The sequence below is a fragment of the Pseudooceanicola nanhaiensis genome, assembly GCF_020171315.1.
Lineage (GTDB): Bacteria > Pseudomonadota > Alphaproteobacteria > Rhodobacterales > Rhodobacteraceae > Pseudooceanicola > Pseudooceanicola nanhaiensis_A.
In genome coordinates, this window is the sequence record NZ_JAIUZP010000006.1 from 73,276 (window position 1) to 94,567 (window position 21,292).

The following is a 21,292-nucleotide window of genomic DNA, read 5'->3' on the forward strand; positions in this document are numbered from 1 at the left end:
GGGCCTTTAAGGAAAGACCGCGCATGACCGCCATCACCATCGACAAGGCCACCAAGGTCTTCTCCTCCCGCGACGGAGAGGAGGTCGTTGCGCTCTCCGATGTCTCCCTCGACATCGGCGAGAACGAATTCATCTCGCTCGTCGGCCCCTCCGGCTGCGGCAAGTCCACCCTGCTGCGCCTGATTGGCGGGCTGCTGCCCCTGAACGGCGGGCGCATCCTGATCGACGGGACCGAGGTGAAGGGCCCGCAGGTCAAGACGGGCTTCGTGTTCCAGAAGGCGACGCTGCTGGAATGGAAGACGATCCTCGAAAACGTCCTCTTCCCGCTCAAGATCATGGGCTCGCTCGACGCCAAGTCGAGGGACAAGGCGCGTGAGCTGCTGGCCCTGGCCGGGCTCGACGGCTTCGAGAACAAGTACCCGGGCGAACTGTCGGGCGGGATGCAGCAGCGGGCGGGCATCTGCCGCGCCCTGATGCATGATCCCGACATCCTGCTGATGGACGAACCCTTCGGCGCGCTCGACGCGCTGACCCGCGAGGACATGTCGATCGAACTGCTGCGCATCTGGCGCGAGCAGCCCAAGACCATCGTCTTCGTCACCCATTCGATTTCCGAGGCGGTGCTGCTCTCGGACCGGGTCGTCGTCATGTCGCCGCGCCCCGGCGAGGTGAAACAGATCCTCGACATCCCGCTACCGCGCCCGCGCAGCTTTGCCGTGCAGAAGGATGCGCGGTTCCAGGACAAGGTGGATGAAATCCGCCAGCTCATCACCGGTAAATGAGGGACAGGACATGAGCCACATCGCCACCCGCAAACCCTCGCCGCTGCGCCGCTTCTGGATGCGCAGCCAGGGCACGTTGCTGCCCGTGATCACCTTCCTCCTCGTGCTGCTGCTCTGGGAAATCTGCGTGAAGGTCTTCTCCATCCCCGAATTCCTGCTGCCCGCGCCCTCGGCGATCTGGGTCGCCACGGCCGAGCAGGCAGGCCTCGTCTGGGGCCACACGCTGGCCACGCTGCGCACGGTCGTCCTGGGCTATGGCCTGTCGATCCTGATCAGCCTGCCGCTGGCCTTCGCGCTGACCTCATCCCGGATCGTGGCCAACGCGGTCTATCCGCTGCTGATCCTGACCCAGTCGATCCCCAAGGTGGCGCTTGCGCCGATCCTCGTCATCGCCCTTGGAGCGAACGAGCTGCCGCGGATCATCATCACCTTCCTCGTGGCCTTCTTCCCGCTGGTCGTGGCGATCACCACCGGCCTGCTGTCGGTGCCCGGCGACCTGATCGAACTGGGCCGCTCCTACCGTGCCACGCGGCTGCAACAGATGGTGCAGATCCGCATGCCCTATGCGATCCCCTTCATCTTCTCGGGGCTCAAGACCGCCGTGGCGCTCGCCGTGGTGGGGGCCGTCGTGGGCGAATTCGTCACCTCGGACCGGGGGCTTGGCTACCTGATCCAGACCTCCACCGCATTCTTCCGCATGCCGCTTGCCTTCGGGGCGATGCTGGTGCTGTCCCTCATGGGGATCGTGCTGTTCCAGATCGTCGCCGTGGCCGAGAAACTGCTCTTCCCCTGGTCGTCGCAGCAACAGGCCGACTGACCATCCAATCAAGGAGGCCACAATGGCCGAGACCTACAAGATCCTTCGCGGCGGGCTGCTGCTGGACCCCGCTACCGGCACCCATGCGCCCCGCGATATCCTGCTGAAGGGCACCCGCATCGCCGAGATCGGCGCCCCCGGCATGGAGGCCCCCGAGGCCGCCGAGGTAGTGGATGCCAGCGATCACCTGCTGATGCCGGGCATGATCAACGCCCACAGCCACGGGCACGGCTCTCTCGGCAAGGGGATGGGCGACCGCTGGACGCTGGAGCACCTGCTCCACGCCGGGCCGTGGCTGAACTCGGGCCGCGATTTCGAGGACATGACCCTCTCGGCACAGCTGAACGCCGCCGAGATGCTGATGAAGGGCTGCACCGCCGCCTATGACCTCTACTTCGAATTCCCGGCCTCCACCATCGAGGGGCTGAACGCCGTGGCCGAGGGCTACGAATCCGTCGGCCTGCGCTCCGTCATCGCGCCAATGATGGCGGACCTGTCGCTCTACCAGGCGATCCCCGGCCTGCTGGCCGCCATGCCCGAGGAGCACCGCCCCCGCTTCGAGGCGATCCACCTTGCCCCGGCGGAACAGCTGCTGGCCATGTCCCGCGCGGCGCTGAGCAACTGGCGCTTCGACCGCGAGAAGACCCGCATCGCCCTGGCCCCCACGATCCCGCTGCATTGCACCGACACCTTCCTCACCGGCTGCCGCGACCTCTCCGAGGAATTCGGCGTGGGCCTGCACATGCACCTCTCCGAAAGCCGCACGCAGGTGGTGACGGGGCTGGAGCGGTACGGGATGACGCTGACGGCGCATCTCGACAAGCTGGGCCTGCTGTCGGACCGGTTCACCGCTGCCCATGGCGTCTGGCTGGATGACGAGGACATCGCGCGGCTGGCCGATCACGGCGCCTCTGTCGCGCATAACGCGGGCTCCAACCTGCGTTTGGGCAATGGCATCGCTCCGGCCCGCAAGATCCTGAAAGCAGGTCTTAATCTCGGGATCGGCACGGATGGGTCCACCTCCGCCGACGACCAGAACATGTTCATCGCGATGCGGATGGCCTCCTATGCCTCGCGGATCATGAGCCCCGACACGAACGACTGGCTGTCGACGCCCGAGGTCCTCCATGCCGCCACCGCGGGATCGGCCAAGGCGCTCGGCTTCGGGGATGAGATCGGCACGATCGCCGAGGGCAAGCAGGCGGATATCGTCTTCCTCGACCTCAACGCCGTGGGTCTGGTGCCGCTGAACAACGCCGCCAATCAGCTGGTCCATGCCGAGGACAGCACAGCCGTCCACCACGTCATGATCGGGGGCGAGATGGTGCTGAAGGATCGCAAGCTCACCCGGGTGAACTTCGCCGACCTGCGCCGCAAGGCCGAGGCTGCGAACGAACGCCTCATCGCCCGCAACGCCGATCTGCGCGATTTCTCCATCGGGCTGGAGCAATACGTCTCGCAGTTCTGCGTCGGCATCGCCTGCTGCCCCTACCACGAGCACCGCTTCGCCGGGCACGCCCACGACGGGTCTTGCCGGCACTGAGGCCGGACGGGTCCTGCCGGCACCGCGTCGGCAGGGGCCCCAGCCCCAAGCGCACCAGACCAAGAGGTCGGACATGAGAAACATCCGCGTTGCCGCGGCACAGCTGGGCCCCATCCAGCTGGAGGAAAGCCGCGTCCGTGTCATCGAGAGGATGCTGGACCTCGTGGCACAGGCCCGGGCCGCGGGCGCGGGGCTGATCGTCTTTCCCGAACTGGCGCTGACCACCTTCTTCCCCCGCTGGTATCGCGAGGACGTGGCCGATTTCGACCGGTTCTACGAGACGCAGATGCCCGGCCCCGACACCGCCCGGCTCTTCACTACGGCGCGGGAGGCGGGCATGGGGCTCTACCTAGGTTATGCCGAACTGACGCCGGAGGGCGCACGCTACAACAGCAGCGTCCTCGTGGCGCCCGACGGGACGGTGGCGGGCAAGTACCGCAAGGTGCATCTGCCCGGCCATGCGGATTATGACGAGACCCGCGATTTCCAGCATCTGGAGAAACGCTATTTCACCCCGGGCGACCTCGGCTTCGGGGTCTGGCAGATGCTGGGCGGGCGTCTCGGCATGGCGATCTGCAATGACCGCCGCTGGCCCGAAACCTACCGCGTCATGGGGCTGAAAGGGGTCGAGATGATCCTCGTCGGCTACAACACCCCGTCCCAGAATGGCCTGCGCCCCGCCGAGGGGCCCGAGCAGCGGCGGTTCCACAACCGGCTTTCCGTGCAGGCCGGGGCCTACCAGAATTCCACATGGGTCGTTGCCGTCGCCAAGGCGGGCCGCGAGGACGGGCACCACATGATCGGCGGCACGCTGATCGTGAACCCCAACGGGGAAATCGTCGCCGAAGCCCGGACCGAGGAGGACGAGCTGGTCGTCCATGACTGCGATCTCGACGCCACGGCCTTTGGCAAGCAGACGATCTTCAACTTCGCCCGGCACCGGCGGATCGAGCATTACGGCCTGATCGCGACCCAGACCGGCGTGGAGGATCCGCCGGGCTCCTCCTCGTCATGAGAGGACCGGCCGCGCGCGCGGCGCGGACGGCCCCCATGCCTCACTCTCCGGTGAGATAGGCGTTGGTGTAGAAGGTGTCGTAATCCGGCGCCTGCGCCAGCGGCTGACCGGCGTCATCCCGCAGCACGCCATGGTCGAAGAGGAAGGCGCCAAGCGCCCGCATCTTCGCAGGGTCCATCAGGCCGACGGTGCCATCCTCGCCGCGCAGGAAATGCCCCGCCACCAGTTCGGCCATCGAGGCGCGGATCAGCTCCGGGTTGGACAGCATCCCCTCGGTCGCGTCGATCAGGATCTGCGCGGCCTCCTCGGGGTGATCCGCCGCGAAGGCATAGCCGCGCCGGGTCGCCTCCATGAAGGCCGTCGCTTCCGCCTCGTGGGAGGCCAGCCAGGCACCCTGCCCGCCGATCAGCGTCGTGTGCTGATCCGGCACGCCGTAGTCGGCATAGGTGAAGGCCTTCTGCGGGCGGTCCAGCAGGACCGAGTTCACGCCCTCCCAGGTGCTGACCTCCAGCGTGAAATCCACCCGCCCGTTGGCAAGCGCCTCGTAAGCCGAGGTGCCAAGCGTCACCGTCTCGAACGTGCCCTCGCCACCTGCGGCGCGGATCATGGAGGAGATCAGCGCCCCCTCCCAGTTGGTGCCGAAGCCCGCATAGATCTTGCCATCGAGGTCGGCGGGCGTCTGGATATCCTCGCGCCGCCCGTCGAAGACCAGCCGCCCGGTCTCATGCTGGACCACGGCATAGGTCGCCTTCAGGTCTGCGCCCGCAGTGCCCTGCGTGAAGAGGCTGAGGCTGGAGAGGATACCGAACTGCGCCACGCCATTGGCGATCAGCGTGCCGGCGGAGGTATCGGTATAAGGCAGGATCTCCACGTCGAGGCCAGCCTCGTCATAGAAGCCCTCGGCCGCGGCCACGTAGAGGCCGACGTGGTTGGTGTTGGGCGTCCAGTCGAGCGCGACGCGCAGCTCGGTCTGGGCCATCAGCGGCGCGGCCAGCAGGCTCGCCGCAAGGGTGGTCAGGGTCAGGCGGATCATTCTCTCTCTCCTTCAAGGAGTGTTCGGAGGATGCGTGTTTCCAGCGCCAGCGCCTCCTCGCCGGGGCCGGTCTCCATCCGGGGCCGCGGCTGGGGGACGTCAAAGACCTCCACCACGCGGGCCGGACGGGGGGACAGAAGATAGATGCGGTCAGAGAGCGCCACCGCCTCGCGCACGTCATGGGTGACGAGCAGCGTGGTCACGCGGGTCTCCTGCAGGCGGGCCTCCAGCCAGCGCTGCATCCGCGTGCGGGTCAGCGCGTCCAGCGCACCGAAGGGTTCGTCGAGCAGCAGCAGCGGCCGGTCCTGCACCAGCGTCCGGGCGAGCGCCGCGCGCTGCCGCATCCCGCCGGAGAGCTGATGCGGCCAGTGGCGCTCGAACCCGTCCAGCCCGAAGCGCGGCAGCAGCGGGCGCACTCGGTCCCGCGCGGCGCGGCGCGGCAGGCCCTGCACCTCCAGCCCGAGGGCGATATTGTCGATCACCCGCCGCCACGGCATCAGCGCGTCGCGCTGCGGCATGAAGGCAAAGAGATCACGCCCCTGCACCGGCTGACCGTTGTGGGTGATCTGCCCGCCCTCCGCCGCGAGACTGCCAAGCAGCAGTTCGAACAGCGTCGACTTGCCCGCGCCCGAGGGCCCGAGGATCGAGATGAATTCGCCCTCCCGCGCCTCCAGCGTCACACCGTCCAGCACATGGGTTGCGCCACGGGTCAGGCGCAGGTCGTCCAGCCGCAGGGTCATGCGCGCCTCCACGGCTGGGCGAAATGCTGCGCCATTACCGCAAGCGCAAAGAGTGCCAGCGTCAGGGCCGAGCTGACGAAGACCGCCGCCAGCACGAGGTCGGGGCGGAAGTTGTTCTTGGCGTTCAGGATGAAGATCCCCAAGCCCCGCGCCGCGCCCGCGTATTCCGCAAAGATCGCCGCCACCACGGCATAGGTGATCGAGATCCGCAGCCCCGCGAAGAAGAAGGGCAGCGCCGAGGGCAGCCGCGCGCGCCAGAACAGCTGACCGCGTCCTGCGCCCATGCTGCGCAACAGCCGGGTGATGTCGCGGTCTGTCGCCTCAAAGCCGTCCACCAGTGCCACCAGCATCGGGAAGAAGGTCACCAGCGCCACCAGCAGGATTTTCGGCAACAGGCCGAAGCCGAACCAGAGCACCACCAGCGGGGCGATGGCCACCAGCGGCAGGGTCTGGCTGATCACGAAGACCGGGAACAGCGCCCGGCGCAGCAGCGGGACGAAGTCGATCGCCACCGAGAGGACGAAGGCACAGGCCAGCGAGACCGCGAAGCCCGAGAGCGTCGCGGTGAGCGTGGCAAGCGCGTTCTCTGCCAGAACGGCACGGGCCTGCCAGCCCTGCGCCGCCACCCGCGAGGGGGCGGGCAGCGCCGTGGCCGAGATGCCCGAGAGGTCGACATAGACCTCCCAGCCCAGCAGGATCAGGACGACCGAGACGAGCGCAGGCGCAGCCCGTCGCAGCCCGCGCGCCGCCGCGCGGGTCACATTCGCGATGTCCATCGGATCAGGCGGCGGCTTTGCACGTGCTGGGGGAATTCGCCGAAACGGTCAGGTCCATGGTCACATGGCCCTCCGGCGCGCCGAAGCGGCAGAAGCCTTCGCGCAGCGTGGCAAAGACCGGCCCCGCGTCCCCGGTGATCCTTGTGCAGAAGTTCTTGGACCGGTCGAAGGTGCCGCTGCCCTTCAGGAAGTCGATGCAGCCATAGATCTCGTCCATGTGCTGCCCCTCACCCATGACGTAGAGCGAGAATTGCGCCGCCGCTTCCTCGCCGGTCTGCGCTGCATCCCGAACGGCCGCGCGGGCCTCCTCGATGCGTTGCGCAACGGGCGTGTCCGGGTTGGCAAGCGCCCCGGTCGCGCACATCGGATCGTCCGGTTCTCCGGGGCATCCGCGCGACAGCGTCACCCGCAGGACGACGTGATGCCGGGTGGCCGCCGCCGCGACATAGAAATCGCGCAGCGCCGGGAACACCACCTCGGGTGCGCCGACGATCAGGGTCGAGATGTCGTCGGTCTCGATCCTCAGCTTCTCGCGATAGGGGTCGAACGCGGTGAGCGCGTCCATGATGACCGGGACGAAGTCGCCGGTCATGGGGTACAATGAGACTTGGGCGCCAATAAACATGGGTCCTCCTTGCTCCGCTGGCATGATCCAGATCAGCTTTGAGGGTCCGTGGGCTTGCCACCCGCATCTCAGCCCCGGCAGTACGGGACACCCCTGTGGATGCGCCATTTCAGATCACAGGGTTCGGGGCTTTGCAAGAGGGTGTCGTGGAGGAAATGGGAGGAGCGCTGGTGCCACCACATACGGGAGCGACTGGCGTGCTTCAGCCCGCGAGACCGGACGCGACCGAAACGCACATCCTTCGCGGCGCAGGGAGTGAGCGGCACTGGAATTCCGCACATTACAAAGCGAACACATGTCGCGCCCACGCGCGCCCTCTCCTATTTACAAAGAAGCGTTAAATACCTCAATATTAGCGCTCTTAATAGCTAAGCGCCCACGACACAGGCCGAGCAATCAAACACACACCCAACACACTCTTCGGCGAATATTGTCGACCAAAGCAAACATATTCAGCATGGACCCGACAGCCGATTTCGCACATAGTCATCACCAGACCCCTCTCAGAGCGACAGGAATGGACAGCGCACATGGCCAGCAAATCGCGCACAACACGCCCCGGGCAGCGGGACCATCCCGCGCAGGCGCGGCTGGCCGCCATCGTTGCGCGGCTCGAAAGCGAGGGCTCGGTCAGCCTCAGGTGGATCGCCCAGACCTTCGGGGTGTCCGATATGACCGTGCGCCGGGATCTCATCGGGCTGGAACAGGAGGGCGTGCTCAAGCGGGTCCATGGTGGGGCTGTGCCCGTCCCGGCCAAACCTGCCGAAGGTGCCGCACCGGCGACGGATCCTGCCACCGAAATGGCCCGCGCGGCGGCGACAGAACTGGCCAGTGCCCGCAGCGTCGCCCTCGACGGAAGCCTGCTGGCGCGTCGGGCCGCCTTGCTCGCCGCCGGCACAAGGGCCCGTTTTTTCACGTCTTCCCTGCGCACGGCCGATGCACTTGCCCGCGCCGGGGCCGAGGTCTACCTCCCCGGTGGGCGCATCGACGGGCAGAGCGCCTCTGTCTCCGGCCCGGCCGCGGCATCCCAGTTCGCGGACCTGCATCTGGATGTCGCCCTGCTCGAAATTGCGGGCCTCACGGCCGAGGGCGCATTTGACGCCAGCTTTGAGGACTGCGCCCTTAAGCAGCTTTATCTCTCCCGGGCGCGGCGGCGTATCCTCCTTTGCCCGGCCGATGCGCTCGACCAGACCTCGCTGATCCGGCTTTGCCCCCTGTCCGAGATCCACGTCCTCATCACCGATGCCGCGCCTGCCGATCCGCTGGTCCGCGCACTGAAGGCCGCAGGTATCGTACTTCGCATCGCCAGAACCACCTAAATCATACATTCGCACAATGTGTGCTTTAGATCGGATCGCAAACCACCTTCAAACCGCCGAAAGACGCCCGATCGCGCCCGACACCCGCACGGATTGCGGATCTGCGACCGTGACGGTAGCGTTTGCCAAATCCGTGGGGCCGGCCGCCTCCGGCCCGCCACAGGAGTACCCCATGCCCGCCGCCCTGCCCGTTCCGCCGCTCCGCGCGGCCACCGCGATTGCCCTGCTTGCCCTGAGCGCCTCCCCGGCCGTCGCGCAGGAGATCGACGAGGCGCGCTGCGCCGCGAACAAGGCCGCGGGCACGATCACCTTCCTGACCTCCTTCGGCTACGCCGCCTCGCCCGGGATCCTCGACGTGGTGGCCGCGCGGGAGCTTGGCTATTTCGAGGCGCTCTGCCTCGACGTGGAGATGCAGCCGGGCAGCACGAACACGCAGCTCGTCTCGGCCGGGCGGGCGCAGATCGCCGGGATCGGCGGCGCCTCCGACACGCTGGTGGCACGCGACAACGGCGCCGAGATCATCGGGATCGCGACCTACGGCAACGTGGGCGCCATCGAGATCATCACCATGGCCGACAGCGGGATCGAGACGCTGGCGGATTTCACCGGCAAGATCGTCGGCTACAAGGGCGCCGTCGCGCCGCAGTTCTCGGCCATGTTCCTTGATAACGGTGTCGAACCCACGGGGATCGAATGGGTGTCGGTCGGCTATGATCCCTCGATCCTGCCGGGCGGCCAGGTGCAGGGGCTGGGCGCCTACAAGTCGAACGAGCCGCGGGTTCTGGAGGAACAGGGCCACACGATCCGGGAATGGGACCCGGACGCCTTCGGCATCCACACGACCTTCAACACGCAGGTCGCCAATGCGCAGTTCGCGGCGGATCACCCGACGGCGGTGGAGGATTTCCTGCGCGCCTCCTTCCATGCGCTCGACTGGATCGAGGCGGAGGATGCCAACCTCGACACCGCGCTCGACTGGGCGGCGGCGCTGTCGCCCGCAGGCTATGACATCCCCCGCAGCAAGCGCCGCTTCCGCAAGGAAATGGCGCTGATCACCGAAAGCCAGCCCGAGGGCACCGGGATCGGCTGGCAGAGCGTTGCGCAATGGACGCCCGAGGCGGAGATGCTGCAGCGTTTCGGCCTCGTGACGGAGACGCCGGACATCGCCTCTGCCATGACGCCCGCCTTCGTCGATGCGATCCGAGGCGACGATGGCGCGCTGATCTGGCCCTGAGGGGTTAGGATCGGGATCGGGATCGGTTCGGGGCCGGACCTTTCCGCGCCGCCCCATCGGCGGCCCGGAGCCTTCCCCGGTCTGGACATCCCCGGCATCTTGCGAAATGTGCTGCCATGGCTGTGCGCACCAACCCAGAGGCCCCCGCGATGTCCACCGACCGTATCCTGCTGCAAGACCTGTCCAAGGTCTTCACGCGCGATGGTCGGCAGGTGCAGGCCCTCACGGGCGTGAACGCCGCGTTCCAGCGTGGCGAGTTCATCACCCTCTTCGGCCCCTCCGGCTGCGGCAAGACCTCTCTCCTGCGGATCATCGCGGGACTGGAGGCGCAGAGCAGCGGGGAGGTCAGCCTCTTCGGTCAATCCCCCGCCACGGCCTCGCAGCTCAAGAACATCGCCTGGGTGCCGCAGAGCCCGGCGTTGCTGCCCTGGCTGAGCCTGCGCAACAACGTGCTGCTATCGGAACGGCTGAACCGCCGGGCGGACCGGCGCCCCGGCAGCCACCGGCAGCCGGAGGACGCCGACGCCGTGCTACGCGACCTTGGCCTCGCGGACTTTGCCGGGGCGCGGCCTGCGCAGCTGTCGGGCGGGATGCGCCAGCGGGCCGCCATGGCGCGTGCCTTCGTGCAGGGCGCGGAGCTGATGCTGATGGACGAGCCTTTCTCGGCCCTAGACGAGCTGACCCGCGATGCGGTGCGGATGCGCCTGCTGCAGGTCTGGGAAAAACACCGCAAGACCGTGATCTTCGTGACCCACTCTGCCGCCGAGGCGGTCATGCTGTCGGACCGGGTGCTGGTGATGACGCCGCGCCCGGGGCGCGTGCATCGCGAGGTACAGATCGACCTGCCCCGCCCGCGCACGCAAGAGGTGCTGGAAAGCCCCGCCTTCGACGCCAAGCTGCGCGAGGTGCGCCAAGTGCTCCGCTCGGGCTGGGAGGGCGAGGAATGAAGCGTCCCGGTCTCGTCCTGCAATGGCTGGCGCCGCTGGCGGTCTTCGCGCTGCTCTACCTCGGCTGGCAGGCGATCGCCTTCAACTACCGCTCGATCCTGCCGCCCTTCGGCGATGTGACCGGCGATTTCCTGTCCCGCCCCGGGTTCTACGGCACCAACCTGCTGGCCACGCTCCATGCGGCCCTGACGGGCTTTGCCATCGGCAGCGCGGTGGCGATCCTGCTTGCGGTTCTGGCGGTCTACTTCGCCTCCCTGCGCGCGGCCATCCTGCCGGTGGCCCTGCTGCTGAACGTCACGCCGATCGTGGCGATCTCGCCCGCGCTGATCGTGGCCTTCGGCTTCAACGCCGTGCCCCATATCATCGTGGCCGCCCTCGCCGCCTTTTTCCCCATGCTGATCAACGCCATGTCCGGCCTGCGCCAGGTGGACCGCGAGGCGCTCGACGTGTTCCACGCCATGTCGGCCAGCCCGGTGGAGGTCTTCCTCCACCTGCGGCTGCCCGGCGCGCTGCCACAGGTCTTTGCCGGGGCCAAGCTGGGCATCACCGCGGCCATGGTCGGGGCCATCGTCTCGGAATTCACCGGCACATCGCGCGGGATCGGGGCGGCGATCGTGATGGCGACGACCTATCTGAACCTGTCGCAGATGTGGGTCGCGATCTTCGTCTCGGCGCTGACCACGCTGGCGCTTGTCGGGCTGGTGGTCCTGCTGGAAAAGCTGATCGTCCGCTGGTGAGTGGGTGCGCCCGCGCAGGGCAGCCCCTGCGGGCACGCGGCCCACTTCGCCATTGTCTTTCCGGCCACAGACCCTATTTTCGAACCGTCTTCGGGGCGGGGTGAAACTCCCCACCGGCGGTAGGCATGGCCCGCCCATGCAAGTCCGCGAGCGCCCGCCGTTGCGGGGTCAGCAGATCCGGTCAGATGCCGGAACCGACGGTCACAGTCCGGATGCAAGAAGACGCGGGATCAGGGCTTTGCCCTGCCCGTGGCTCTGGAGCGCGCTTGTAGCACGGATATGTGCGAAACGGACAAGGGAGCGTGCCGACATGACCTGCAATTATTCCTTCGGCGGAGGGGCCTGATGTACACCGGCATCGTACAGGCCACCGCGCCGATCACCGGGCTGACCCGCACGGGCGCCCATACCACCTTCGAGATCGACTTCCCCGCCGGGCTGACCGACGAGCTGAAGATCGGCGGCTCGGTCGCGGTGGAGGGCGTCTGCCTGTCGGCCACCTCGATCAGCGGCAGCAAGGTGACCTTCGACGCCATGCTCGCCACGCTGGAGCGCACCAACCTCGGCGCGCTGGAAGAAGGCGGCATGGTCAACCTCGAACGCTCTGCCAAGATGACGGACGAGAACGGCGGCCACGTGGTGGCGGGCCATGTCTCCTGCGCGGCGGAAGTGGTGGAGATGGTAACCGAAGAGCCCCGCGCCCATATCTCCTTCCGCGTGCCGCCGGAGTGGGCCAAGTACATCTTCGTGCGCGGGTTCCTTGCGGTGAACGGCTGCTCGCTGACCGTGGCGGAACAGGAAGGCGACGTCTTCACCATCTACCTGATCCCCGAGACCCTGCGCCAGACGACCTTCCCGCGCTACCAGCCCGGCGACCGGGTGAACATCGAGGTCGATCACCAGACCATGGTGACCGTCGACGTGATGGAGCGCACGCTGGAACGCCTGCTGCCGCGCTATCTGGCGGGCGCGGCCGAGTAGGCCCGTCTTTCGCCCCGGCTGTCGCATTCCGGCCGCCGGGTGTCCGGCCGCGCCGTGGACTCACTGCCGGTTTTTCGGTAGAGCCCCACAAGTTCGACAGACGGTCGGCATCCGCAGGCAGATCCGCCGCGCAGGATGCCGCAGGGCGCGGCCCCGGCCCCGCCCGCCGTTCAGACCGAAAGGAGCTTCACCATGGACGCGCGCCTGATTGCGTTCCTGATCCTGCTGCCCTTCACGCTGGCTTTCCTCTACGCGGCGATCCACGAATACCTGCGCTTCAAGTCGCAGGGCAGCGCCACCTACGGGCTGGCCTACAACGAAGAGACCGGCACGACCCATGTCACCGGCATCTCGGAGGAGGAAGAGGCCTTCGACCCCGAGGATTTCGATCCCTCCGACTACAACGATCCCGACCTGCGGACCGCGCCCGAGGACGCCAAGGGCTGAGCCCTTCGCGGACGCGCCCCGGACAGTCCCCGGCGGACCTCAGCCCCCCAAACGCGAAACCGCCCGGCCTTGCGATCGGGCGGTTCCGTTTTCAGCCGTCCGCAGACGTCGGGCGATCAGCCCTCGCGGTAGTAGTAGCTGTAGCCGTTCAGCGCGGGCGCACCGCCGAGGTGGGCGTAGAGCACCTTGGAGCCTTCGGGGAAGAAGCCCTTCTTGGTCAGGTCGATCAGGCCCTGCATGGATTTGCCCTCATAGACCGGGTCCGTCATCATGGCCTCGGTCCGGGCGGCCAGACGGATCGCCTCGTTGGTCTCTTCCGAGGGCACGCCGTAGGCGGGGTATGCGTAGTCTTCGTTGATGACGATCTCGTCGTCGCGGATCTCGCGGCCCAGTTCCACCAGCTTGGCGGTGTCATCGACGATCTGGCGCACCTGAGCGCGGGTCTGCTCCACGGTGCCCGAGGCGTCGATGCCGATCACGCGGTCGGCGCGGTCCTGCGCGGCAAAGCCCACGATCATGCCCGCCTGGGTCGAGCCGGTGACGACGCAGACGACGATATAATCGAACTTGAAGCCCAGTTCCTTCTCCTGCTCGGCCACTTCCTCGGCAAAGCCGATGTAGCCGAGGCCGCCGTATTTGTGCACCGAGGCACCGGCCGGGATCGCGTAGGGCTTGCCGCCCGCGTCTTCGACCGACTTGATCGCGTTTTCCCAGCTCTCGCGGATGCCGATGTCGAAGCCGTCCTCGACGAGACGGCTGTCCGCGCCCATCAGGCGGGTCATCAGGATGTTGCCGACGCGGTCATAGACGGCGTCGTAATGCGGCACCCACTTCTCCTGGATCACGACGCATTTCATGCCGATCTTGGCCGCGGTGGCGGCGACCATGCGAGTGTGGTTCGACTGCACGCCGCCGATGGAAACCAGCGTGTCCGCGCCCGAGGCGATCGCGTCGGGGACGATGTATTCCAGCTTGCGCAGCTTGTTGCCGCCCATGGCGAGGCCCGAGTTGCAGTCATCGCGCTTGGCATAGATTTCGACCTTGCCGCCGAGGGCTTCGGTCAGGCGCGGCAGATGCTCGATCGGCGTCTTGCCATAGGTCAGCGGGTAGCGTTCGAATTTGTCGAGGAGAGACATGGGAGAGGTCCTTCTGTTGGATTGGGCAAGAGACTAGCGCATCCGATATGAAAGGTGCTCTCGAACTTGACCGCGATTTTTCGGTCTAGATCTCCCGATTTCGCCGTGGGATACCGCTTTGGTGAAATATTACCGAGAAAAGTGGAAGAGCCTTCCATGAGTGAAATCGACAGAATCGACCGGGCCATTCTCCGCGCCCTTCAGAAGGATGGCCGCCTCACCAATGCCGAAATCGCGCGGATGGTGAACGTCAGCCCGGCCACCTGTCACAGGCGCACGCAACGGCTCTTTGACGAGGGGCATATCACCACGCTGCGCGCCCATATCGCGCCCGAGGCGGTGGGACTGGGCGCGCTCGTCATGGTGGGCGTCGTGCTGGACCGCTCCACCCCCGAAAGCTTCGCCGCCTTCGAAGGCGCGGTCCTTGGCATGAAGGAGGTGCTGGATTGCAACCTCGTCGCCGGGGACTTCGACTACCTGCTGAAGATCCGGGTCCGCGACATGACGGATTTCAACGCCTTCCATGGCACGACGCTGATCGCCCTGCCCGGCGTGCGCCAGACCCGCACCTTCTTCGTCATGAAGGAGGTGAAGGAGAACGCGCCGCTGCCCTTCTAGGCCGCCCGGCTCGCGGCCCGCGACAGCCACAGCCGCCGTACGAAGGCCAGCAGGAACATCGCCGTCAGGATCAGCACGATGGTGGGCGCCGGCGCGCTGTCGAGGAAGAAGCTGAGGTAGGTGCCCCCGATCATCCCCGTGGCACAGACCAGCACCGCCACCCAGAGCATCGTCCCGAACCGGCGCACCAGCAGGAAGGCCACCGCCCCCGGCGCGATCAGCAGCGCCACGGCAAGGATCAGCCCCGTGGCCGAAAGCGTGGCGACGATGGTCATGGAGAGCAGCGTCAGCAGCCCGTAGTGCAGCCAGCCCACCGCCAGCCCCGAGGCCCGCGCCTGCGCCGGGTCGAAGGCGTGGAGGACAAAGTCCTTCCATTTCGCCCCCAGCACCACCAGCACGATCAGCGCGATACTGCCCGCGGTCCAGAGGTCCTCGGGCCCGACGCCCAGCATGTTGCCATAGAGGATATGGTCGAGGTGCACATTGGTGTGGATCGAGGTGTAGAGCACGATCCCCAGCCCGAACATGCCCGAGAAGACCACGCCCATCACCGTGTCCTGCCGCACCCGGCTGTTGGAGGCGAGGAACCCGGTGGAGAGCGCCGTCACCATCCCCGCCGCGAAGGCCCCCAGCAGCAGCGGCAGCCCGAGGATATAGGCCAGCACCACCCCCGGCAGGATCGCGTGGGAAATCGCGTCGCCCATCAGGGCCCAGCCCTTGAGCACGAGGAAGCAGGACAGAAGCGCCGTGGGCACCGCCACGATCAGGCAGATCAGGAAGGCCGTCTGCATGAAGCCGAACTGGAACGGCATCAGGAGGGTCTCGCTCATGCCTCCTCCTCCAGCGCGGCGCGGGCGCGGGCCCGTGCGGCGCGGTAGCCGTGTTTGGGCGCAAAGGTGAAGGCCGTCAGGAAGATCAGCGTCTGCAGCACCACGATCACGCCCCCCGTCGCCCCGTCGAGGAAGTAGGAGATGTAGGCGCCCAGGAAGCTGGTCAGCGCGCCGATGGCCACGGCGGTCACGATCAGCCGCGGGAAGCGGTCGCAGAGCAGATAGGCGGTGGCCCCCGGTGTCACCACCATGGCGATGACGAGGAAGGCCCCCACCGTCTGCATCGCCGCCACGACACAGGCCGAGAGCAGCACGAAGAACACCGCCTTCAGCAGCCCCGGCCTGAGCCCGATGGAGCGCGCGTGGCTTTCATCGAAGAAGACGACCATGAGGTCCTTCCACTTCGCCAGCAGCACCGCCAGCGAGACGAAGCCGATGATCGCCAGTTGCAGCGTGTCGCCCGGCGTGATGGCGAGGATATTGCCCATGGTGATCGTATCGAGCGAGATCGCCATCGGGTTCAGCGAGACCATGAAGAGCCCGAGGCCGAAGAACGCCGTGAAGATCAGCCCGATGACCACGTCCACCTTCAGCCCGGACCGGTCCGAGAGGAAGAGCATCGCCGCCGCCGCCAGCCCGCCCGACAGGAAGGCGCCAAGCGCGAAGGGCAGACCCAGCATATAGGCCCCGGCCACGCCGGGCACCACGGCATGGGACAGCGCGTCGCCGATCAGCGACCAGCCCTTCAGCATCAGGTAGGCCGAGAGGAAGGCACAGACCCCGCCCACGAGGGCGGACACCCACATGGCGTTCGTCATGTAGCCGTAGGTGAAGGGCTCCAGCAGCAGGCTCATCGCCGCGTCCCCGGTTCGCGGTACTGCACGAAGGGGCGTTCGTCGTCGGTCAGGATCGAAACCTCGCGCCCGTCGTCATCCTCGTGCAGCGCGCTGCCGCCGAGGGTGAACTGGCGCAGCACGCCGCCGAAGGCCTTCTCGAGGTTGGCACGGGTGAAGATCTCCTCTGTCGGGCCATGGGCCAACACGGTGCCCTTGACCAGGACGGTGCGGTCGCAGAACTCAGGCACGGTGCCGAGGTTGTGGGTCGAGACCAGCATCACGCGGCCCTCGTCGCGCAGCTCCCGCAGCAGGGCGATGATCTGCTCCTCGGTCTTCACGTCGACGCCGGTGAAGGGTTCGTCCAGCAGGATCACCTGCCCGTCCTGCGCAAGCGCCCGGGCCAGGAAGACGCGCTTCTTCTGCCCGCCCGACAGCTCGCCGATCTGCCGGTGCCGGAAGTCCAGCATGTTCACCCGCGAAAGCGCAGCCTCCACCGCCGCGTGATCCGCCTTCGACGGCCGCCGGAAGAAGCCCATGTGGCCATAGCGGCCCATCATCACCACGTCCTCCACCAGCACCGGGAAGGTCCAATCGACCTCCTCTGACTGGGGCACATAGGCGACGAGGTTCTGTTTCAGCGCCTGCGCCACGGGCAGGCCCAGCAGGGTGATCTCTCCACCCGCCACCTGAACAAAGCCCATGATCGCCTTGAAAAGCGTGGATTTTCCCGCGCCGTTCACGCCGACCAGAGCAGTCACCGTCCCGCGCGGGATCTGGAAACTGGCGTGGCGCAGCGCGGTATGGCCGTTGCGGTAGGTCACGGTGACATCGCGAGCGGTGATGCCGCTGCCGGGCCCCGCATCGCCCGTGTCACGGGTCTGGCTGCTCGTCTGTGTCATCGTCCACTCTCTCCTGTCCCGGGCCGCCGTCGTGCGGATGGCGCGGGCTCACTTTGTCCCGGCGTGCAACCCGTCCACCACGGTCTGCGCCGTCACCCGCAGCAGGTCGAGGTAGCTGGGCACCGGGCCGCCCTCCGCCGACAGGCTGTCGACGTAGAGGACGCCGCCATAGGCCGCCCCGGTCTCGCGGGCGACCTGCTCTGCCGGGGCAGTGTTCACCGTGCTCTCGCAGAAGACGACGGGGATGGTGTTCTCCTTCACCCCGTCGATCACCTTGCGGACCTGTTGCGGCGTGCCCATCTGGTCGGCGTTCATCGGCCAGAGGTAGAGCTCCTGCATCCCGAAATCCCGCGCGAGGTAGCTGAAGGCGCCTTCGCAGGTCACCAGCCAGCGCTGCGCCTCGGGGATCTCGGCGACCTGCGCCCGGAGCGGCTCCAGCGTGGCGCGTAGCTCGTCCTTGTAGGCCTGCGCGTTGGCAGCATAGGTCGCGGCGTTTTCCGGGTCCTGCGCGGCAAGGGCCGCCTCGATGTTGTCGATGTAGATCAGGGCATTCTCCAGCCCCATCCAGGCGTGCGGGTTGGGCTTGCCCTCGTAGGCGCCCGCCGCGATCGGGATCGGGTCGATGCCCTCGGTCAGCGTCGCGGAGGGCACATCCTTCAGATGCCGCAGAAACTGCTCGAACCAAAGCTCAAGGTTCATGCCGTTCCAGAGGATCAGGTCGGCCCCCTGCGCCCGCACGATGTCGCGCGGCGTCGGCTGGTAGCCGTGGATCTCGGCCCCCGGCTTGGTGATCGAGACGACTTCGGCCGCGTCGCCCGCCACATGGCTGGCCATGTCGGCCAGCACGGTGAAGGTGGTCACGACCTTCATCTTCTCGGCCGCGACAGCACCCTGCGCGAGGATCAGCGCCAAGGCCGTTCCGCCGATGGCCGATGTCAGAAAGGTCTTCATCACCGCATACTCCCAGTCCGGTTGCCCCGTTTAGATGCGAACCATTCTCAGGAGTCAAAGAAAATGAGAACCATTCTCATTTTTCCGACGCACGAAGCCGTGAGCGCCCGGCTCCCGGGCGCTTTGCCTGTTGGTCAGCGGCTTTCGGGCGGCAGGAAGTCTTTCCAGTGGTCCTGAAGCTCGGGCATCTCGGCGAAGGTCTTCCGCCGGTCGGCGGCCAGCCCGATGATCTCGGAGGCGGCCTGCCCCTTGCCGTCGAGGTAGGCCCGTAGCGCCGCGAGGCTCTCCTCGATCACGCCGAAACCGCGCAGCATCACCGCCGAGGCCATGCCAACGGCCGAGGCCCCGGCCAGCATCGCGCGCGCCACGTCGAGGCCCCCGGTCACCCCGTTGATCCCGATCAGCGCCCTCTCCGGCCCCAAGGCCGCCCGGCAGAGCGTCAGCCAGTGGCAGGTCAGCGGCAGGTTCCAGAACCCGCCGTAGCCGCCCGAGGTGCCGATCAGCGGCGCCTGCGTGTCGAGGTCGGGCAGCATCCCCAGCAGACGACCCGCGACGATGACGCTCTCCGCCCCCGCCTCATGGGCCGCAACCGCGAGATCCGGCACGTCCGAGGATTGGCCCGTCAGCTTGATCCAGACCGGGATGTCCACCGCCTCGCAGACCGCGCGGGCCAGCAGGCCGACCCGGTCGGCAGCGGTTTCGGTCGAGACGGCCCCGGCGGCGGCCTCGCGGGCATAGGGCGTGCCGATGTTGAACTCCAGCGCCCGGAAGCCAGCCTGCTCCACCGCCTGCGCCATCTCGACGGCGCGGGCGATGTCGGCGTTGATCAGGCTGGGCACCAGCAGGCAGTCGGCCTCGTGCGCCAGCCGGTCCGCCGCGCGGCACTGGTCGAGCCAGGCCTCGAACCCCAGCGGGTGCAGGCCTGAGCGCGAGAGGATCATCGTGGCGGGATCGGCCTCGGGGCCCCAGTCCACGGCCTCCCAGCGGTCGTTGAGGGCCACGTATTCCGCCGCCCGCAGCTGCGCCTTGGCCGCCGCGCTTTCGTTGGTGGATTTCACCACCACCGCCCCGGCCCCGGCCCGGATCGCGGCAGCAAGGCCGCCCTCCGCGATCAGGTGTTCCGCGGGCGCGGCAATGACGGGGTTCTTGAGCCGCAGACGGCCCAGTTGCACCGAAAGATCCGCCATCAATGCACCAGCAGGTTCGGCAGGAAGAGCACCACCTGCGGGAAGACGGTGATCACCGCCAGCACCACCAGTGCCAGCCCCACCATGGGCAGCGCGTGAAGCGAGATCTTCTCGATCGGGCGCTTGGTCACCCCGGACATCACGTAGAGGCACAGCCCCACGGGCGGCGTGGCAAAGCCGATCAGGCAGTTGAAGACCACGATCACGCCCAGATGCACCGGGTCCATCCCCAGCTGCTGGCCGATCGCCATCAGCGCGGGCACGGTCAGGATCAGGATCCCCACGGTGTCGAGGAACATCCCCAGCACCAGCAGGATCAGGTTCACCATCAGCAGGATGACCCACTTGTTCTCGGAGACTGAGTTCAGCGCCGTGACCACGGTCTGGGGCAGCCGCTCCATGGCGAAGATGAGCGAGAGCACATGGGCGAAGCCGATCAGCAGGTAGATCGTCGCGCTCATCATCGCGGTGGAGAGGAACACCCGCCGCAGCCGCGGCAGCGACAGCGCCCGGTACCAGAACCCCGCCACGATCAGCGCATAGACCACGGCCACCGCCGCCGCCTCGGTCGGCGTCACGACGCCGCCGCGGATGCCACCGATGATGATCACCGGCAACAGCAAGACGGGGGCGCAGTTTGCCGCGGCGCGGACGATCTCGGACAGGCCCATCGGCGGCAGCTTGGGATAGCCGCGCCGCCCCGCGATCCAGACCGCATAGGCCGAAAGGATCACCGCCAGCAGCGCGCCGGGCACGATCCCCGCCACGAAGAGCTTGGAGATCGACGTGCCCGAGAGCGCGCCGTAGAGGATCATCGCGATGGAGGGCGGCACCAGCGGCGCCATGATCGAGGAGACGCCGATCAGGGCTGCGGCGTAATCCTCGTGGTAGCCCTGCCGCTTGAGGTCCGGCGTCAGCACGGTGCCAAGCGCCGCCGCATCCGCCGCAGCCGAGCCGCTGACGCCGCCGAAGAGGAAGGAGCCCCAGACCGCCGTCAGGGACAGCCCGCCCCGGAACCGGCCGACGAGCGAATTGGCAAAACCCACCAGCCGCTGGGTCAGCCCGCCCACGTCCATCAGGTTGCCGGCGAGGATGAAGAGCGGGATCGCCAGCAGGACGAAACTGTCCTGCCCCGCGAACATCCGCTGCGGAATGGCCACGAGGAAGCGCAGGTTGTCGGTGAAGACGAAATATCCCATCGCCGAGAGGCCGAGCACGAAGGCGATCGGCACGCCCATGGCGAGGGTGAGGAAGAAGATGGAGCCGAGCCAGATCATTCCGCGATCTCCGGGATATGGATCTCGGTGCTGCGGGGCTCTGCCCCCCGGCAGAAGGTCAGCACCAGCGTCGCCGCCACGTGCAGCGCCACCAGCAGGCTGCCCACCGCCACCGAGATGTGAATGAGGAACATGGAGACCGGGATCGCCGTGGCGGTGCCGCCGCGGGTCTTCCAGGCGAACTTCCAGCCGTACCAGGCGATGGTCAGCATCATCGCCAGCACCAGAAGCCGCCCGGCCTGCGTCACCACGAGGGCGGCACGGGGCGGCAGCAGCTGCACCAGCAGCTCCATCCCGATCATCTCGCCGCGCGAATAGGCCAGTCCGAGGCCCAGCGAGGTGATCCAGATCATGATGTAGCGCAGCGCCTCCTCCGACCAGGAGAGCGAGGCGCCCACCACGTAGCGGAAGAAGACCTGCAGCGTGGCGATCACCACCACCGCGGCCACGCCCGAGATCAACAGAGTTTCCAGTATCGCCACGTATCCGCGCACGAAACGCATCAGCGGCGGCGGCAAGTCATGCGCCTGCATGTCCCCTCCCTTCGTTCCTTCCGTCGGCA

The 21,292-nt window shown here is 67.3% G+C and carries 23 protein-coding genes and 2 riboswitches; of the genes, 11 read left to right on the forward strand and 12 right to left on the reverse strand.

The annotated features are described in order from the left end of the window. The first annotated feature begins 23 nt into the window (after nucleotides 1-23). From LCM32_RS10385 to LCM32_RS10400, 4 genes are all read left to right on the forward strand, one after another. The gene (locus LCM32_RS10385) at nucleotides 24-782 is read left to right on the forward strand and encodes an ABC transporter ATP-binding protein (RefSeq protein WP_224820999.1); all 759 of its coding nucleotides are present in this window, start codon (nucleotides 24-26) and stop codon (nucleotides 780-782) included. 10 nt (nucleotides 783-792) lie between these two features. Continuing rightward, a complete protein-coding gene (locus tag LCM32_RS10390; RefSeq protein WP_224821000.1) occupies nucleotides 793-1,599 on the forward strand; it encodes an ABC transporter permease in 807 nt (268 codons plus the stop codon). Nucleotides 1,600-1,621: 22 nt separating this feature from the next. Further along, nucleotides 1,622-3,142, forward strand: coding sequence for an amidohydrolase family protein (locus LCM32_RS10395; RefSeq protein ID WP_224821001.1), 1,521 nt, complete (start codon nucleotides 1,622-1,624; stop codon nucleotides 3,140-3,142). Between the two features lie 73 nt (nucleotides 3,143-3,215). Beyond that, nucleotides 3,216-4,157 (forward strand): N-carbamoyl-D-amino-acid hydrolase, encoded by a 942-nt coding sequence (locus LCM32_RS10400; RefSeq protein WP_224821002.1) that lies wholly within the window; start codon nucleotides 3,216-3,218, stop codon nucleotides 4,155-4,157. 40 nt (nucleotides 4,158-4,197) lie between these two features. On the opposite strand, the gene LCM32_RS10405 is transcribed toward LCM32_RS10400, so the two are convergent. The 4 genes from LCM32_RS10405 to LCM32_RS10420 form a co-directional block, all read right to left on the reverse strand. After that, on the reverse strand, nucleotides 4,198-5,190 hold the full coding sequence (locus LCM32_RS10405) for an ABC transporter substrate-binding protein (protein WP_224821003.1): 993 nt from the start codon (nucleotides 5,188-5,190) through the stop codon (nucleotides 4,198-4,200). Continuing rightward, nucleotides 5,187-5,930, reverse strand: coding sequence for an ABC transporter ATP-binding protein (locus LCM32_RS10410; protein WP_224821004.1), 744 nt, complete (start codon nucleotides 5,928-5,930; stop codon nucleotides 5,187-5,189). The genes LCM32_RS10405 and LCM32_RS10410 overlap by 4 nt, the downstream gene beginning before the upstream one ends. Next, entirely contained in the window at nucleotides 5,927-6,706 is a 780-nt protein-coding gene (locus LCM32_RS10415) for an ABC transporter permease (RefSeq protein WP_224821005.1), read from the reverse strand. Before LCM32_RS10415 ends, LCM32_RS10410 begins: the two co-directional genes overlap by 4 nt. Nucleotides 6,707-6,710: 4 nt before the next feature. Further along, on the reverse strand, nucleotides 6,711-7,355 hold the full coding sequence (locus LCM32_RS10420; protein WP_318246188.1) for a YkoF family thiamine/hydroxymethylpyrimidine-binding protein: 645 nt from the start codon (nucleotides 7,353-7,355) through the stop codon (nucleotides 6,711-6,713). Beyond that, a riboswitch (TPP riboswitch) is annotated at nucleotides 7,323-7,436 on the reverse strand. (Overlaps the previous gene by 33 nt.) A 425-nt stretch (nucleotides 7,437-7,861) precedes the next feature. On the opposite strand from LCM32_RS10420, the gene LCM32_RS10425 reads away from it, so the two are divergent. From LCM32_RS10425 to LCM32_RS10450, 6 genes are all read left to right on the forward strand, one after another. After that, the gene (locus LCM32_RS10425; RefSeq protein ID WP_224821007.1) at nucleotides 7,862-8,650 is read left to right on the forward strand and encodes a DeoR/GlpR family DNA-binding transcription regulator; all 789 of its coding nucleotides are present in this window, start codon (nucleotides 7,862-7,864) and stop codon (nucleotides 8,648-8,650) included. 172 nt (nucleotides 8,651-8,822) lie between these two features. Beyond that, nucleotides 8,823-9,884: an ABC transporter substrate-binding protein gene (locus LCM32_RS10430; RefSeq protein ID WP_224821008.1), complete on the forward strand. Its 1,062-nt coding sequence runs from the start codon at nucleotides 8,823-8,825 to the stop codon at nucleotides 9,882-9,884. Nucleotides 9,885-10,000: 116 nt separating this feature from the next. Continuing rightward, a complete protein-coding gene (locus tag LCM32_RS10435) occupies nucleotides 10,001-10,831 on the forward strand; it encodes an ABC transporter ATP-binding protein (RefSeq protein WP_224821009.1) in 831 nt (276 codons plus the stop codon). Continuing rightward, nucleotides 10,828-11,568, forward strand: coding sequence for an ABC transporter permease (locus LCM32_RS10440; RefSeq protein WP_224821010.1), 741 nt, complete (start codon nucleotides 10,828-10,830; stop codon nucleotides 11,566-11,568). The genes LCM32_RS10435 and LCM32_RS10440 overlap by 4 nt, the downstream gene beginning before the upstream one ends. A gap of 82 nt (nucleotides 11,569-11,650) precedes the next feature. Then, a riboswitch (FMN riboswitch) is annotated at nucleotides 11,651-11,796 on the forward strand. A 117-nt stretch (nucleotides 11,797-11,913) separates the two neighbouring features. Beyond that, the gene (locus LCM32_RS10445) at nucleotides 11,914-12,549 is read left to right on the forward strand and encodes a riboflavin synthase subunit alpha (RefSeq protein WP_224821011.1); all 636 of its coding nucleotides are present in this window, start codon (nucleotides 11,914-11,916) and stop codon (nucleotides 12,547-12,549) included. Nucleotides 12,550-12,741: 192 nt separating this feature from the next. Beyond that, the gene (locus tag LCM32_RS10450) at nucleotides 12,742-12,996 is read left to right on the forward strand and encodes a hypothetical protein (protein WP_224821012.1); all 255 of its coding nucleotides are present in this window, start codon (nucleotides 12,742-12,744) and stop codon (nucleotides 12,994-12,996) included. Nucleotides 12,997-13,112: 116 nt separating this feature from the next. Here LCM32_RS10450 and LCM32_RS10455 read toward each other — a convergent pair whose 3' ends face one another. Continuing rightward, nucleotides 13,113-14,132 (reverse strand): 1-aminocyclopropane-1-carboxylate deaminase, encoded by a 1,020-nt coding sequence (locus tag LCM32_RS10455; RefSeq protein ID WP_222489905.1) that lies wholly within the window; start codon nucleotides 14,130-14,132, stop codon nucleotides 13,113-13,115. Between the two features lie 156 nt (nucleotides 14,133-14,288). Between LCM32_RS10455 and LCM32_RS10460 the strand changes: the two genes are divergently transcribed. Continuing rightward, nucleotides 14,289-14,750, forward strand: a complete 462-nt coding sequence (locus tag LCM32_RS10460; RefSeq protein WP_224821013.1) for an Lrp/AsnC family transcriptional regulator — start codon at nucleotides 14,289-14,291, stop codon at nucleotides 14,748-14,750. On the opposite strand, the gene LCM32_RS10465 is transcribed toward LCM32_RS10460, so the two are convergent. The 7 genes from LCM32_RS10465 to LCM32_RS10495 all read right to left on the reverse strand — a co-directional run bounded on the left by LCM32_RS10465 (nucleotide 14,747) and on the right by LCM32_RS10495 (nucleotide 21,263). After that, nucleotides 14,747-15,580: a metal ABC transporter permease gene (locus LCM32_RS10465; protein ID WP_224821014.1), complete on the reverse strand. Its 834-nt coding sequence runs from the start codon at nucleotides 15,578-15,580 to the stop codon at nucleotides 14,747-14,749. The genes LCM32_RS10460 and LCM32_RS10465 overlap by 4 nt on opposite strands. After that, nucleotides 15,577-16,434, reverse strand: coding sequence for a metal ABC transporter permease (locus LCM32_RS10470; RefSeq protein WP_224821015.1), 858 nt, complete (start codon nucleotides 16,432-16,434; stop codon nucleotides 15,577-15,579). The genes LCM32_RS10465 and LCM32_RS10470 overlap by 4 nt, the downstream gene beginning before the upstream one ends. Then, nucleotides 16,431-17,315, reverse strand: a complete 885-nt coding sequence (locus LCM32_RS10475; protein ID WP_224821016.1) for a manganese/iron ABC transporter ATP-binding protein — start codon at nucleotides 17,313-17,315, stop codon at nucleotides 16,431-16,433. The genes LCM32_RS10470 and LCM32_RS10475 overlap by 4 nt, the downstream gene beginning before the upstream one ends. Nucleotides 17,316-17,363: 48 nt before the next feature. After that, the gene (locus tag LCM32_RS10480) at nucleotides 17,364-18,266 is read right to left on the reverse strand and encodes a metal ABC transporter substrate-binding protein (RefSeq protein ID WP_412070678.1); all 903 of its coding nucleotides are present in this window, start codon (nucleotides 18,264-18,266) and stop codon (nucleotides 17,364-17,366) included. A gap of 134 nt (nucleotides 18,267-18,400) precedes the next feature. After that, nucleotides 18,401-19,453, reverse strand: coding sequence for a dihydroorotate dehydrogenase (locus LCM32_RS10485; RefSeq protein ID WP_224821017.1), 1,053 nt, complete (start codon nucleotides 19,451-19,453; stop codon nucleotides 18,401-18,403). Beyond that, the gene (locus LCM32_RS10490; protein WP_224821018.1) at nucleotides 19,453-20,730 is read right to left on the reverse strand and encodes a TRAP transporter large permease; all 1,278 of its coding nucleotides are present in this window, start codon (nucleotides 20,728-20,730) and stop codon (nucleotides 19,453-19,455) included. Before LCM32_RS10490 ends, LCM32_RS10485 begins: the two co-directional genes overlap by 1 nt. After that, on the reverse strand, nucleotides 20,727-21,263 hold the full coding sequence (locus LCM32_RS10495; protein ID WP_224821019.1) for a TRAP transporter small permease: 537 nt from the start codon (nucleotides 21,261-21,263) through the stop codon (nucleotides 20,727-20,729). The genes LCM32_RS10490 and LCM32_RS10495 overlap by 4 nt, the downstream gene beginning before the upstream one ends. Nucleotides 21,264-21,292: the final 29 nt, after the last annotated feature.

Coding starts and splice junctions, on each gene's coding strand:
- LCM32_RS10385 (WP_224820999.1), top strand. CDS start 24: ATGACCGCCATCACCATCGACAAGGCCACCAAGGTCTTCTCCTCCCGC.
- LCM32_RS10390 (WP_224821000.1), top strand. CDS start 793: ATGAGCCACATCGCCACCCGCAAACCCTCGCCGCTGCGCCGCTTCTGG.
- LCM32_RS10395 (WP_224821001.1), top strand. CDS start 1,622: ATGGCCGAGACCTACAAGATCCTTCGCGGCGGGCTGCTGCTGGACCCC.
- LCM32_RS10400 (WP_224821002.1), top strand. CDS start 3,216: ATGAGAAACATCCGCGTTGCCGCGGCACAGCTGGGCCCCATCCAGCTG.
- LCM32_RS10405 (WP_224821003.1), bottom strand. CDS start 5,190: ATGATCCGCCTGACCCTGACCACCCTTGCGGCGAGCCTGCTGGCCGCG.
- LCM32_RS10410 (WP_224821004.1), bottom strand. CDS start 5,930: ATGACCCTGCGGCTGGACGACCTGCGCCTGACCCGTGGCGCAACCCAT.
- LCM32_RS10415 (WP_224821005.1), bottom strand. CDS start 6,706: ATGGACATCGCGAATGTGACCCGCGCGGCGGCGCGCGGGCTGCGACGG.
- LCM32_RS10420 (WP_318246188.1), bottom strand. CDS start 7,355: ATGCCAGCGGAGCAAGGAGGACCCATGTTTATTGGCGCCCAAGTCTCA.
- LCM32_RS10425 (WP_224821007.1), top strand. CDS start 7,862: ATGGCCAGCAAATCGCGCACAACACGCCCCGGGCAGCGGGACCATCCC.
- LCM32_RS10430 (WP_224821008.1), top strand. CDS start 8,823: ATGCCCGCCGCCCTGCCCGTTCCGCCGCTCCGCGCGGCCACCGCGATT.
- LCM32_RS10435 (WP_224821009.1), top strand. CDS start 10,001: ATGGCTGTGCGCACCAACCCAGAGGCCCCCGCGATGTCCACCGACCGT.
- LCM32_RS10440 (WP_224821010.1), top strand. CDS start 10,828: ATGAAGCGTCCCGGTCTCGTCCTGCAATGGCTGGCGCCGCTGGCGGTC.
- LCM32_RS10445 (WP_224821011.1), top strand. CDS start 11,914: ATGTACACCGGCATCGTACAGGCCACCGCGCCGATCACCGGGCTGACC.
- LCM32_RS10450 (WP_224821012.1), top strand. CDS start 12,742: ATGGACGCGCGCCTGATTGCGTTCCTGATCCTGCTGCCCTTCACGCTG.
- LCM32_RS10455 (WP_222489905.1), bottom strand. CDS start 14,132: ATGTCTCTCCTCGACAAATTCGAACGCTACCCGCTGACCTATGGCAAG.
- LCM32_RS10460 (WP_224821013.1), top strand. CDS start 14,289: ATGAGTGAAATCGACAGAATCGACCGGGCCATTCTCCGCGCCCTTCAG.
- LCM32_RS10465 (WP_224821014.1), bottom strand. CDS start 15,580: ATGAGCGAGACCCTCCTGATGCCGTTCCAGTTCGGCTTCATGCAGACG.
- LCM32_RS10470 (WP_224821015.1), bottom strand. CDS start 16,434: ATGAGCCTGCTGCTGGAGCCCTTCACCTACGGCTACATGACGAACGCC.
- LCM32_RS10475 (WP_224821016.1), bottom strand. CDS start 17,315: ATGACACAGACGAGCAGCCAGACCCGTGACACGGGCGATGCGGGGCCC.
- LCM32_RS10480 (WP_412070678.1), bottom strand. CDS start 18,266: ATGAAGACCTTTCTGACATCGGCCATCGGCGGAACGGCCTTGGCGCTG.
- LCM32_RS10485 (WP_224821017.1), bottom strand. CDS start 19,453: ATGGCGGATCTTTCGGTGCAACTGGGCCGTCTGCGGCTCAAGAACCCC.
- LCM32_RS10490 (WP_224821018.1), bottom strand. CDS start 20,730: ATGATCTGGCTCGGCTCCATCTTCTTCCTCACCCTCGCCATGGGCGTG.
- LCM32_RS10495 (WP_224821019.1), bottom strand. CDS start 21,263: ATGCAGGCGCATGACTTGCCGCCGCCGCTGATGCGTTTCGTGCGCGGA.